This window comes from Nonomuraea sp. NPDC003560 (assembly GCF_042878785.1).
Classification (GTDB): domain Bacteria; phylum Actinomycetota; class Actinomycetes; order Streptosporangiales; family Streptosporangiaceae; genus Nonomuraea.
This window is the reverse complement of sequence record NZ_JBIAOF010000025.1, coordinates 1-12,003: the sequence shown is the minus strand read 5'-3', so window position 1 is coordinate 12,003 and position 12,003 is coordinate 1. Positions and strand designations below refer to the sequence as shown.

At 71.7% G+C, this 12,003-nt stretch carries 14 protein-coding genes; 9 read left to right on the top strand and 5 right to left on the bottom strand.

What is annotated here, in order from left to right:
• Positions 1-74: 74 nt before the first annotated feature.
• The 3 genes from ACFYUV_RS50460 to ACFYUV_RS50450 all read left to right on the top strand — a co-directional run bounded on the left by ACFYUV_RS50460 (position 75) and on the right by ACFYUV_RS50450 (position 2,716).
• A complete protein-coding gene (locus tag ACFYUV_RS50460; protein ID WP_387683127.1) occupies positions 75-1,085 on the top strand; it encodes an aldo/keto reductase in 1,011 nt (336 codons plus the stop codon).
• On the top strand, positions 1,085-1,684 hold the full coding sequence (locus ACFYUV_RS50455; protein WP_387683125.1) for a TetR family transcriptional regulator: 600 nt from the start codon (positions 1,085-1,087) through the stop codon (positions 1,682-1,684). Before ACFYUV_RS50460 ends, ACFYUV_RS50455 begins: the two co-directional genes overlap by 1 nt.
• A 96-nt stretch (positions 1,685-1,780) precedes the next feature.
• Positions 1,781-2,716 (top strand): NADP-dependent oxidoreductase, encoded by a 936-nt coding sequence (locus tag ACFYUV_RS50450; RefSeq protein WP_387683124.1) that lies wholly within the window; start codon positions 1,781-1,783, stop codon positions 2,714-2,716.
• A gap of 358 nt (positions 2,717-3,074) precedes the next feature.
• Here the strand turns inward: ACFYUV_RS50450 and ACFYUV_RS50445 are convergent, their stop codons facing one another.
• Together ACFYUV_RS50445 and ACFYUV_RS50440 are read right to left on the bottom strand one after the other, a co-directional pair.
• A complete protein-coding gene (locus ACFYUV_RS50445) occupies positions 3,075-5,051 on the bottom strand; it encodes a sigma-70 family RNA polymerase sigma factor (protein WP_387683122.1) in 1,977 nt (658 codons plus the stop codon).
• Entirely contained in the window at positions 5,051-5,365 is a 315-nt protein-coding gene (locus ACFYUV_RS50440) for a YciI family protein (protein ID WP_387683120.1), read from the bottom strand. Before ACFYUV_RS50440 ends, ACFYUV_RS50445 begins: the two co-directional genes overlap by 1 nt.
• A gap of 63 nt (positions 5,366-5,428) precedes the next feature.
• Between ACFYUV_RS50440 and ACFYUV_RS50435 the strand changes: the two genes are divergently transcribed.
• Positions 5,429-6,100: a DUF998 domain-containing protein gene (locus ACFYUV_RS50435; RefSeq protein WP_387683118.1), complete on the top strand. Its 672-nt coding sequence runs from the start codon at positions 5,429-5,431 to the stop codon at positions 6,098-6,100.
• Between the two features lie 229 nt (positions 6,101-6,329).
• Here the strand turns inward: ACFYUV_RS50435 and ACFYUV_RS50430 are convergent, their stop codons facing one another.
• On the bottom strand, positions 6,330-7,190 hold the full coding sequence (locus ACFYUV_RS50430) for an aminoglycoside phosphotransferase family protein (RefSeq protein WP_387683116.1): 861 nt from the start codon (positions 7,188-7,190) through the stop codon (positions 6,330-6,332).
• A 244-nt stretch (positions 7,191-7,434) separates the two neighbouring features.
• Between ACFYUV_RS50430 and ACFYUV_RS50425 the strand changes: the two genes are divergently transcribed.
• The 4 genes from ACFYUV_RS50425 to ACFYUV_RS50410 all read left to right on the top strand — a co-directional run bounded on the left by ACFYUV_RS50425 (position 7,435) and on the right by ACFYUV_RS50410 (position 9,798).
• Positions 7,435-8,010, top strand: a complete 576-nt coding sequence (locus tag ACFYUV_RS50425) for a GNAT family N-acetyltransferase (RefSeq protein ID WP_387683114.1) — start codon at positions 7,435-7,437, stop codon at positions 8,008-8,010.
• A 220-nt stretch (positions 8,011-8,230) separates the two neighbouring features.
• Positions 8,231-8,398, top strand: coding sequence for a tetratricopeptide repeat protein (locus ACFYUV_RS50420; RefSeq protein ID WP_387683112.1), 168 nt, complete (start codon positions 8,231-8,233; stop codon positions 8,396-8,398).
• Between the two features lie 143 nt (positions 8,399-8,541).
• A complete protein-coding gene (locus ACFYUV_RS50415; RefSeq protein ID WP_387683110.1) occupies positions 8,542-9,003 on the top strand; it encodes a nucleoside deaminase in 462 nt (153 codons plus the stop codon).
• Positions 9,004-9,264: 261 nt separating this feature from the next.
• Positions 9,265-9,798, top strand: coding sequence for a DUF2165 family protein (locus tag ACFYUV_RS50410; RefSeq protein WP_387683108.1), 534 nt, complete (start codon positions 9,265-9,267; stop codon positions 9,796-9,798).
• 18 nt (positions 9,799-9,816) lie between these two features.
• Here ACFYUV_RS50410 and ACFYUV_RS50405 read toward each other — a convergent pair whose 3' ends face one another.
• Positions 9,817-10,380, bottom strand: coding sequence for a TetR/AcrR family transcriptional regulator (locus ACFYUV_RS50405; RefSeq protein ID WP_387683106.1), 564 nt, complete (start codon positions 10,378-10,380; stop codon positions 9,817-9,819).
• Between the two features lie 151 nt (positions 10,381-10,531).
• On the opposite strand from ACFYUV_RS50405, the gene ACFYUV_RS50400 reads away from it, so the two are divergent.
• A complete protein-coding gene (locus ACFYUV_RS50400) occupies positions 10,532-11,341 on the top strand; it encodes a nuclear transport factor 2 family protein (RefSeq protein WP_387683104.1) in 810 nt (269 codons plus the stop codon).
• Positions 11,342-11,451: 110 nt separating this feature from the next.
• On the opposite strand, the gene ACFYUV_RS50395 is transcribed toward ACFYUV_RS50400, so the two are convergent.
• Positions 11,452-12,003, bottom strand: a 552-nt coding sequence (locus ACFYUV_RS50395) for a proprotein convertase P-domain-containing protein (RefSeq protein ID WP_387683102.1), incomplete at its 5' end; no start/stop codon positions are given.

Below are 12,003 nucleotides of genomic sequence, written 5' to 3'. Positions count from 1 at the left end.
CTGAACCCGCAACGGCCAAGGTGTCAGGTTACAAGTTTTGACATCTGTTACCGATCTGGCTTAGCGTTTCTCGTATGGAGCAGAGAACCTTCGGCGCCGACGTCTGCGTGGGGGCGGTCGGGCTCGGTTGTGCGGGCATGTCCGGCGCGTACGGACCCAGCGCCGACGAGCAGAGCATCGCGACGCTTCGCCACGCGCTCGACGCCGGGATCACGTTCATCGACACGGCCGACCACTACGGGATGGGGCACAACGAGACGCTCATCGGGCAGGCGCTGCGATCCGCCGATCGCGACCGCGCCGTGGTGAGCGTGAAGTTCGGCGCGTTGTTCGGCGTGGACGGCAGCATGCGCGGCATCAACGGCCGGCCGGACGCGATCCCGAACTTCCTGGGCTACTCGCTCCAACGGCTGGGCACGGACTACGTGGACATCTATCGCCCGGCCAGGCTGGACCCGGCCGTCCCGATCGAGGAGACCGTCGGCGCCGTCGCCGAGATGGTGCAGAAGGGCTACGTGCGCGGCATCGGGCTGTCCGAGGTCGGCGCCGAGACGATCCGCCGCGCCCACGCCGTGCACCCGATCACCGACGTCCAGATCGAGTACTCACTGTTCAGCCGCGGCGTCGAGGACGAGATCCTGCCCACCTGCCGGGAGCTGGGCATCGGCGTCACCGCCTACGGGGTGCTCGCCCAAGGAATGCTGACCGGGACGTGGCGACCGTCGGCCGGCGACACGCGGCATCGCGGGCACCTGCCCCGCTTCGCCGCCGGCAACATCGAGACCAACCTCGCGCTGGTCGAGCGGCTGCGGGAGATCGCCACCTCCCGCAGCGCCACGGTCGCGCAACTCGCGATCGCGTGGGTGCTGGCGCAGGGTCGCGCGCATCGGGACATCGTCGCGCTGGTCGGGGCCGGCCGACCGCGCAGCGTCACCGAGGCGGTGGACGCCGCCGGCCTGCGGCTGACCGAGGACGACCTGGACGCGATCGAGCAGGCCGTCCCCCGAGGGGCGGTCGCGGGAGAACGCTACGCCCCCGCCCTGCTCGCGCTACTGGACAGCGAGCGAACCGGCGGCAGGCGCTGATGCCCGCCCGAACCCCGCTGGACGCGAACGCCATCCTGGCCGCCACCGAGGAGATCCTGCGCCGCCACGGACCGGACAAGGCAACGGTCGTCGACGTCGCCCGGGCTCTCGGGGTCAGCCACGCCGCCGTCTACAAGCACTTCCCCTCCAAGCAGGCGCTGCGCGAGGCCGTGACCCGGCGCTGGCTCGACCGCAACCGTGACGCCCTCGCCGTCATCGCCGCCGACCGCGCGGTCCCGCCGGCGCGGCGGCTGCGCGCCTGGCTGCACGCCGTCCTGGCCGTGAAGCAGGCCAAGATTCGCGAGGACCCGGAGCTGTTCGCCGCCTATGGAATCCTCGCGGCCGCGCACAGCAGCGTCGCCACCGACCACGTCGCCGACCTCCTGGGCCAGCTGACGGCCATCGTCGCCGACGGCGCCGCCGACGGCAGCCTCCGCACCGGCGACGCGGAGGCCACCGCCCACGTGGTCTTCAACGCCACTGCCAAGTTCCACCACCTCGCCCACGCGGCCGAATGGCAGAACCCCGGCATCGGCGCCGAACTCGACGAGGTGTGCAGCCTGCTGCTGGAGGGTCTGCACGCCCCCACATCGCCGTAGCCGAACCGGGTCGGCCAGACGCCGCGACTCGTCGGCGGCGCGGTCGGCGCTGCCCGTCGCCACCCCGGCGGCAACGAACAAGGAGGACGAACGACCATGGTCCAAGCAATCGGAGTGACGCAGCCAGGCGGACCGGACGCTCTCGGCGAGTTCGACCTGGTGGCCGAACCGATCGGTCCCGGCCAGGTCAGGATCGGGGTGAGCAGTGCCACGGTGAACCCGGCCGACGCGATGATCCGTTCTCGTCCGCGGCAGGACGAGGCGGACGCGGTGCGGGTGCCGGGCATGGAGGTTGCCGGCGTGATCACCGAGATCGGCCCCGCCGTCGAGCGCCCGTTCACGATCGGGGACGCCGTCATGGCCATCGTGGTGCCCTCAGGTGCGCACGGCGGCTACCGGGCAGACCTCGTCGTGTCGGCGCGCTCGGTGGCGAAGATCCCGGCCGGGCTCTCGGACGTCCAGGCCGCCACCATCCCGATGAACGGGCTCACCGCCCGGCTCGCACTCGACACGCTGGCGCTCCCGGCCGGCGCGACGGTCGCCGTCACCGGCGCAGCGGGCACCGTCGGCGGGTACGTCGTCCAGCTCGCCAAGCAGGCCGGGCTGGTCGTCGTGGCCGACGCCGCCCAAGGGGACGAGACGTTCGTCCGCGAGTGCGGAGCCGACGAAGTCGTGCCGCGGGGCGACGACTTCGCCGCAATGGTCCGCCGTCACCACCCGGGTGGCGTGGACGGGCTCGTCGACGCCGCCGTGCTGGAGGCCGCCGTGCTGCCTGCCGTCAAGGACGGCGGCACCGTCGTCACCGTCCGCGGTTACCAGGGTGACGGGACCGACCGGGTCCGCGTCGTCCCGATCTTCGTCCGCGACTACGCCGAGGCCGCGGCCGAGCTCGACCGGCTCGCCGAACTCGCCGGTGAGGGACGGCTCACCGTCCGCGTGGCCGGCGAACTGCCGGCCTCCCGAGCCGCCGAGGCGCATCGCTCGCTCGAACGGCGCGGCGTTCGCGGGCGGTTCGTCCTGCGGTTCGGCTGACCGGCGCAACTGCTGGAGGACGAGCCGGCCCTGGCCGAGGCCGCGCGCGGGAACGGCCGGTCATGGCACGAGATCGGGACGCTGCTCGGCGTGCCGTTGACTGCAGCGAAGACGCGTCCGGCGAAGATCCGGCGCGCCATCAAGGACCTGAATCGGCTAGATCAGCTTCCGGTGGGGCCGCTGGACGGCGGGGGCGCCGCTTGCGGCCACGACTCGGGCAGAGGCTTCCACAGCAGGCGCACCAGCATGCCAGCACCGTAACCGGCGGCGAGTTCCCCGCCATGAGGTTTGCCGAGTCGGTGTCAGCCGCTGGGGATCCGAGCCGGCTCGTCAGCGCCCGCAACGGTGCGTTGCCGGGTCACCGCGTTGCTGTGCGTGGTGCTGGTGCCGAGCGGCGTACGGACGCTGCGAGCTGGTGCAGGGTGAAGCCGCCCGAGGCCTGCTTGAACAGGTACTCGGCGCGTTCGTAGGACAGGCGGCGTCTGCCGGTCTCGGGGCACAGGTCGGCAGGGTCCGGCGTCCGGGCGGGGGCGGGCCTGCGGTCGGCCAGGAAGAGGGGGCCGCGGGTCCGGCCCGCGACCAGCTCCTCCAGCAGGGGTGCGGCGCCGTCGCCCCACGTGATCGTGGCCGTGCGGCGGGCGGGCAGGTCGAGGTCCTCGACGTCGAGCGCGAGGACGGCGGCGGCCGAGGCGCCCGACTCGTGCACCAGCCGCCACAATGCCCTCTCCCGCGTCGACGGGTGCCGCCAGAGCGCGGCCAGTGCCCGGTCGTCGACGGCGGGGCGTCTCCTGCGGTCGTCGTGCTTCCTGGGCAGCTCGGCCGTCAGGTCGCCGAGGCCCGCCCACGCGCCGAACGACCGTACGGCCGCGCGGTGGCGGTTCCAGGTCCTGGGCGCGGCCGTGCTCCAGGCGGCGGCGAACACCCTGGCCACCAGGGCGGGGGTGATGTCGGCCAGCGGCGTGGCGGCCCCCAGGTCCAGGCTCAGCCGTCGCAACGTCTGCCCGTACGACCGGATCGTCCCGGCGTCCAGGTCCGTACGTGCCAGGAACCGGTCCGCCGCGTCGCCGAGCAGGGCCATGTCCCCAGTGCCCGCCGTACGGGCGAGGGGGGAGGCGGTGCGGTGGCGAGCGGCGCGGGCGAGGAGGAAGGCGCGTTCGGCGGCGTTGCGGGTGAGGGCGGCGGCCCGCTCGAACGCCGTCGCGGCCTCGGTGTCACGTCCCGCCCGCGCCAGCAGGTCGCCGTGGACGGCGGACAGCGGCGGGTAGTCCCGCAGCGCCGGGTCCGACAGCAGCGGGTCCATCAGCGCCAGCCCCGCCTCCGGCCCGGTCGCCATGCCGACGGCGACCGCCTGGTTGAGCCGGACCACCGGCGAGGGCAGCAGCCGTACCAGCGGGCCGTAGAGGGCCGCGATCCGCTCCCAGTCCGTGTCGGCTGCCCCGGCCGCCTGCGCGTGACACACCGCGATCGCCGCCTGAAGGACGTACGGCCCGAGCCCTCCGCCCGCCTCCCGCGCCCTCAGCATGGAGGCGAACCCGCGCGCGATCAGCTCCCGGTCCCACCGTCCCCGATCCTGCTCGTGCAGTTGCACCAGCTCCCCCGACGGCCCGGTACGGGCGTCCGCGCGCGACTGCTGGATCTCCATCAGCGCCACCAGCCCGTGCACCTCGGACTCGCCCGGCGCCAGCCCGGCCAGCAGCCGTCCGAGCCGCAGCGCCTCCAGCGCCAGGGCGGGCCGCGTCAGGTCCTCGCCCGCCGTGGCCGAGTAACCCTCGTTGAAGATCAGGTAGATGACCTCCAGCACGGACGCCAGCCGTACGGCCAGCTCGGGCCCCTGCGGCAGCTCGAACGGCACCCCCTCGTCGGCGAGCGTGCGCTTGGCGCGCGCGACGCGTCCGGCCACGACCGCCTCCCGCACCAGGAAGGCGCGGGCGATCTCCGCGGTGGTCAGGCCGCCGAGCAGCCGCAGCGTCAGCGCGGTCCGCTCCTCGGCGGGCAGCACGGGATGGCTGGAGACGAACATCAGCCGCAACACGTCGTCGCCGGCCTCGGCCTGTTCCGGCCGTTCGCGGTCGCCGGGCTGCTCGGGCTCAAGGTCGCGGCGCGCGTGGTCCTGCAGCCTGGTGCGGCGCAGGTGGTCGAGGGCGCGCCGCTTGGCGGTGGTCGTCAGCCACGCGCCCGGCCTGTCCGGTACGCCGTCACGGGGCCAGGTCTCCAGCGCGGCGACCAGCGCGTCCTGGGCGAACTCCTCGGCCAGGCCCACGTCGCCGAGCATCCGGGCCAGCCCGGCGACGATCCGCGCGGACTCCTCCCGCCAGACCGTCGTGACGGCGTCCATCAGTAGATCTGGCGCATGTGGCACTCGCCGTCGCCGACGACCGCGAAGAAGCGCCGCGAGACCTCCAGCGCCTCCTCCCGCGAACCGACCTCGACCAGCGCGAAGCCGCCCGCCATCTCCTTGGCCTCGGCGAAGGGCCCGTCGGTCACGGTCAGCTCGCCGCCCGCGGACCTGAGCACGGTGCCGCCCAGCTCCATGCCTCCGGTGGCGAGCAGCACGCCCGCCTCGGTGAGCTCCTGGATGAACCTGCCCATCTCGACGTGCAGCGTCTCGTCGTCGCGCCGCTCGCTCACGTTCGTCAGCAGAAATCTCATGTGCGTTCCCTGTCACATCGCTCGTTCGTCGCGTATGCAGTAGAACACGAAAGGACACGGGACATGACCGCCACCTCCCTCACCTCCCCCACCGCCCCCACCTCCCCCGTCGCCTCCTCGACCCGCACCCTGCTGGCCGCGGGCGCCGTCGCCGCTCCCCTGTGGACGGCGGTCAACCTGGCCCAGGTGCTCACCCGTGAGGGCTTCGACATCGTCCGCCACCCGCTCAGCCAGCTGTCGACCGGGTCGCTCGGCTGGGTCCAGGTGGCCGACTTCCTGGTCGTCGGCGCGCTGGTGATCGCCGGCTCGTACGGGCTGCGCCGGGCCGTCCCCGGCCGGTGGCTGCCCCGCCTCCTGCTGGTCAACGGCATCGGGATGATCCTCGCGGGGATCTTCCGGATGGACGCCGGCGACGGCTTCCCCGTCGGCACCCCCGCGGGCCCGCCCGCGACGATGAGCTGGCACGCCGGGCTGCACATGGCCTCCGGCTCGATCGCCTTCATCGCCCTGGCGGCGGCCTGCTTCGTGCTCGGCCGCCACTTCTCCCGGGCCGGAGCCCCGGGCTCGGCCGTCGCGTCCTTCCTGGCGGGCGTGGCCGTCATCGCCGGGAACGGCTGGACGATGAGCGGCGGCCAAGGGGGTTCGGTGACCCTGGCCGTCGGCGTGACCAGCGCGATGTTGTGGGTGTCGGCGGTCGCCTTCCGGCTGCGCCGCCGGGGCTCTGTCACCTGGTAGCAGGCTTGCTGATCCGCGGCGCCACCGACCGCCCGGGCCGCGGAGATCCTGGCGCTGAACGTCGAGGACGGTGCCGGCCGTCTTCGCCTCATCGGCCGCCAAGTCGGGACTTGATCGACAAGGGAACGGCCGGTGGCGACCGACAAGCCGTCGCAGCCCCCCGTTGCGCGCGCCGAACTCGCCGCCGACAACCGGGCCACGCTGCTCTGTCAGGTGCTGCGTCACACCTCTAGGTGAGAAGCACCTGGTCGAGGACGTGCTCACCGATGGCCGCCATGCTGGGGTTGTCGGCCGAGTGGGCGGCCAGAGCGGTGCCCATGACGAGGGCCCAGCCCCGTGCGCGTTCCCAGGTCATCTCGTCGGCGTCCACGTGTGAACGGAAGACCTCGCGCGCGTTCTCGTCGAACACCAGCCACGCGGCGGCAAGGTCGGTGGCCGGATCGCCGCTGGTGAGGTCGCCGAAGTCCAGGACAGCCGCCAGCCCTTCCCCGTTCAGCAGGAGGTTTCCCGGGTGCGGATCGCCGTGGAGCCAGAGCGCGGGGCCCTGCCAGGGCGGGAGGGCGACCAGCTTCTCCCAGAGCGGGAGAAGCTCAGCTGATCGGGAAATGGACTGTAGGCGTTGCCGTACCACTTCGTCGCGGGCGGCGAGCGGGACGCCGCGGACGGGGTTCCGCGGCGCCTCAGGCGGTGCGGGCCGGTGGAGGCCTGTCATGAAGTCGGCCAGCGGAACGGCGATGCCGGAGCGGTCGGGCGGCGGCACGTCGGCGACCGTGCTGCCTTCGAACCAGGGCGCGATCGTCCACGGCCACGGGTAGCCCTCGCCGGGCACGCCGACCCGGACGGGGATGGGCAGTGCGACCTCGACGTACTCGGCCAGGACCGGCAGCCAGCGTTGCTCGTTGACGATGAGGTCGACGGCGACCTGGCGGCGCGGCAGCCGTACGGACAGGTCTGTCCCCAGGCGGTAGATGACGTTGTCCCAGCCGTTGGCGACGGGGGTGAGCGGGCCTGCCAGATCCGGGTGCTGCACGCGGATCAGGCGGTCGACAAGGTCGACGTCGATGTCGGCTTCCGCCGCCGGGGTGTTCATGCCGCAACGATAGTGCGGGATGTCCTGACAGACGGAGGCGCCGAATCCGGACATGCCTGGTTGTCTCCGTGGTGCGCTTGGCGACCCAGTGTGAGGGCAGCCTGTCTGCCGACCGACGGCGGCCGCGTTGGTCGCTTCGGTGTCCTGTCGGTTCCTGGAGGGCGATCGCCGCGTCGTTCTCGGAGATGTCGTCCGCGATAATCCGTTTGTGTGTCACCACAGCCCGCTGTCACCATGAGGGCCTATGCGTCACCCTCTTGACACGCTGGACTGGCCGATTTCCACCGAGCGGCTGCTGTTGCGCCGAGCTGCCCCCGACGACCTGGACGCGACCTGGGCCTACCGGCAACTGCCGGAGACCCACGAATGGATCGCGGCCGCCACAAAGACCTACGACGACTACCGTGAGCGTTTCCTCAGCGAGGAGCGGCTCGCAGACCTGCTCATCATCGAACTGGACGGCCGGGTGATCGGCGACCTGACACTGAGGGTCCAGGACGGTTGGGCCCAGGAAGAGGTCGCTGACCGGGCGAGAAGCGTCCAAGGAGAGCTCGGGTGGACGCTCGATCCCGCCTACGGCGGCAAGGGCTACGCCACCGAAGCGGTGCGCGCCCTCATCGACATCTCCTTCAGGAGTCTTGGCCTGCGCCGCCTGCACGCGGACTGCTTCTACGACAACGAATCCTCGTGGCGGCTGATGGAGCGGGTCGGGATGCGCCGCGAACAGCACACGGTGAGAGACTCACTCCACCGCACCAAGGGATGGCTCGACGGTCTCTCATACGCGCTCCTGGCCGAGGAATGGCCCGCTCAGGAGTGATGACGGCGGAGACGCCTGTGAGCCCTCGCCGGGACGAAGATCACGCTGTCACTCGTGCACGCGGCCGCTCTCCTGCCGGCGCTGCGGCAGGAACCCAAGGACGCCACCGCGCCGGCACGGCTCAGTGCGTGGGGTGAAGCGCGGCGAGAGGCGCCGGACTTCGGATCTCGCAGAGTCCGTGACCGGTCCCAGGGTCAGGGGTCGGCCGAAGAAGTGATCAGTGTGCGGGCAGCCGCTCCGTCCCGGCGACACCGACGGCATGGTCGCCCGCAATCTCGGCGAGGTCTGCCGCCTGCTCGGCCGCTTCGACGAGGCGTTGCGGCACCTGCGCGTCGCTCGGGCCCGTCCGGACCGACCGGGTCCGCGTCGCCCCGATCTTCGTCCGTGACTGTGCCGAGGCCGCGGCCGAGTTCCTGGCGCACCGTCGCCGGTCGCCACCGTTGTTTTGCTGCGATCAGCCTTGTCCAAGGCCGTGGACGGGGATGACAACTTCCAGCAGACCGGAGCATCACCTTCGCCGGGAGGGCAGTCATGAAGGACGGGCCGCCGTGGCCGGACGACGACGCCATGATGCAGATCGCGTTCGAGCAGGCGCGGACGGGGTTCGGGCAGGGCGGGATCCCCGTCGGCGCGGTGCTCGCCACTCCCACCGCCCTGCTCGGGGCGGGTCACAACGAGCGCGTCCAGCGAGGTGATCCGACGGCGCACGGTGAGATGGCCTGCCTGCGCGACGCGGGATCGCGATCCTCCTACGCCGGCACGACGCTGTACACGACGTTGTCGCCGTGCCCGATGTGCAGCGGGGCGATCATCCTGTTCCAGATCCCGCGGGTGGTCATCGCCGAACGGGTGACCTACGCGGGGGACGTCGGCTTCCTGCGCGGACACGGCGTCGACGTCGAGGTCCGGGCCGATGAGCGGTGCATCGCGCTGATGTCGGAGTTCCAACGGCGCTCGCCCCGGCTGTGGAGCGACGACATCGGCGGCCGGTGAGCCGCGTCCGGGACCCGTCGCGCCGCTCGGCGCGAGCCTGCGCCTTTTATGCGTGCTTTGCGGAGTCGGCTACTATAAGTCACGTTGTTCCACCTCAGGCTGAGGGGCCCGCGACGTCGCCGCCAGTGACGGAGCCAGTGGAGCGGCCCGGCGAGTTCCTCCACGCCGGGCGAGCGGGCCCCGTGGATCTTTCCCCTGTGCAGGACACCTCCTCTGGGCTCGTGTGCTCATTCGATCTCAGAGATGTCAAAGGAAAGAACCTTGGCCCGCTTCGACACCATCGTCGCCCTTCGCCTGGCGAAGGCGCTGCTCACCTTCACCGTCGGCGGCTTCGCGCTGCTCGTCGTGTTCGGCAACCTCACCGACTACGGCACGAACTTCGAGTTCGTCCGGCACGTGCTGGCCATGGACGCACAGAAGCCCGAGCTCGCCGCGGTCAGCCAGATCAACTACCGCGCCATCCCGTGGACGTGGGCGCATCACGTCGCCTACGTCGGCGTCATCCTCACCGAGGCGGTCATCATGGTGACCTGTCTCGTGTCGGCCTGGCAGCAGGTCAGGGCCGTCGGCCGCGACGACGCCGCCTTCCAGCGGTCCAAGCGATGGGGCGTCGTCGGCTGCACGGTCGCCTTGCTGCTGTGGTTCTTCGGCTTCCAGGCCATCGGCGGCGAGTGGTTCGGCATGTGGATGAACGGCACCTGGAACGGCATCCCCGACGCGGTGCGGCTGTGCACCTACATCGGGATCGTGCTGGTCTTCCTCAGCCTCCGCAACGACGCCCGCGAGAACGCCTGACCCGATCGCCGGCAAGGGTCATGGCCGGACGTCGCCGTGGCGGAGCCCGTTCAGCAGGAGGGTGAGCAGACGGTCGGCGCGCGCCGGGCTGTCGGGGGTGTCCTGGGCGGCCCAGGCGATCGCGCCGACCATCCTCAGCACGTCCGCGTCGTCCGCCTCGGCGACGATCGCGCCTGACCGCCGCGCCCTGGCCAGCAACGCGGCTCCCACCTCGAACATCTGCGCGTGCCAGTTCGCCACCGGGTCGGTCTCGCGATCAAGCGCCGCGTTCATCACGGCCGCCGACAGACCCCGATAGGTCAGGCCGTGCGCGAGCGCGGCACGCAACCACCCGGACACCGCGTCGAACGCGTCCTCGGCCGCCAGCAGCCGGTGGCCGAGGTCGACCAGGTCGGCCATCTGCCCGGCGAGCACCGCCTCGATGAGATCCAGCCGGGTGGGGAAATGCCGATAGAGCGTCCCGCTGGCCACCCCTGCCCGCCGGGCGATCTCATCCAGGGAGGCCTCGACGCCGGACTCGGCGAACGCGATTCTCGCCTGCTCGACCAGCTGCTCGTAGTTGCGCCGGGCGTCCGCGCGCATCGGACGCCCCTCGCGGGATCGTGGATCGTGGCCTGCCGTCACCGTCACCCATCCTTGCTTACCGGGGACACAGTCCGCTACCGTGCCCACGTAACCGGACTATGCCTCACCTTACTGGCGTGGCTCACCCGGAGCGTGGAGGGCCGCCCCCATGGCGCTGACGGAACAAGACAGAACCGACATCACCGATCTGATCCATCTTCACGGCCACCTCACCGACGCCGGCGAGCTGGACCGGGCCGACGAGCTCTTCACCCCGGACGTCGTCTACGACCTGGACGACTTCGGCCTCGGCTGCCTGCACGGGATCGCCGCCGTCCGCGCGGCCGCGCTCGCGGCGGGCGAGGCCAACCCGGTCGGCCATCACGTCACCAACATTTTGATCACGCCGATCGACGATCGTTCGGCCCGGGTCCGGTCCAAGGGGATCGGCATCAAGGCCGACGGAACGGCCGGCAGCGTCGTCTACGACGACGTCCTCACCCGCCGATCCGACGGCTGGCGGATCAGCCACCGCAGGGTGACCGCCCGGCGGGCGGCGCTCGACGGGCAGGAAGCCGGTCCGCGTGCGGTGCTGGAACGCTGGCGCCGGGCCGCCGTCACGCGGTCCGCCGACGAGCTGCGGCGCCTCTACGCCCTCGACGCGGTCCACGAGTTCCCGTTCACCGGCCCGGGTCTGCCGTCCCGGCTCGCGGGCCGGGACGAGATCGTGAACTGGATCACCGCGGGCTGGCGGGACCACCCGCTGACGTACGAGCGCTACCGCACCCTCGCCGTCCATGACACCGGCGATCCGGGAACGATCGTCGTCGAGCAGGAGGCCCTCGGGACCAGCGCGGCCACCGGCGAGTTCGCGCTGCCCAACCTGATCGTCCTCACCGTTCGCGAGGGGCGGATCACCCGTCTGCGCGACTACGTCAACCTCTCAGCAGCCGCGGCCGCCATGGGCGTGGAGGTCTGAACGGCGGCCCGCCCGGACGAACCCGGAACTCGGCGCGCGCATCCGCCGGCGACGTGAACGAGCCCCGGCCGGAGGACCGGCCGGGGCTCGCCACCTCTGATTGACGACGCTCAGAGCGTGATGCTCCAGGTGTCCAGGAAGCCGGTGTCACCGGCGTAGACGTCCCTGATGTCGAGCGTCCAGGTGCCGGCGGCCTGCTGGCTGACCGGGACCGAGAAGGTCCTGGTGCCGTACTGGGTGCAGCTGGTGCCACCGTAGGCGTCGACCAGGTAGAAGGTGCCGTTCGGGCCGCGGAGCCGGATGTTCAGGTCCTCGGCGCAGGTGTGGCTGATCGTGATGGACAACTTCACCGGGGAGACCGCGGTGCCCGTCGCGTTGGACGTGATCGAGCTCTGGGTGGTGGAGTAGTCCCTGATCTGGTAGTCGGTGTTGTTGGTGAACGTCCGGCCGGGGCCGCCGGTGCCGACCGTCAGGGTGTACGTCGCGGTGTGCGTGGTGGAGCCGGTGCCCGTGATGGTGATCGGGTAGGTGCCCTGGGCGGTGGAGGCGCCGACCGACAGGGTCAGCGTGGAGGAGTTGCCGGAGGTCACCGAGGCCGGGTTGAAGCTGGCGGTGGTGCCGCTGGGCAGCCCGGAGGCGGTCAGGTTGACGGTCTGGGCGCT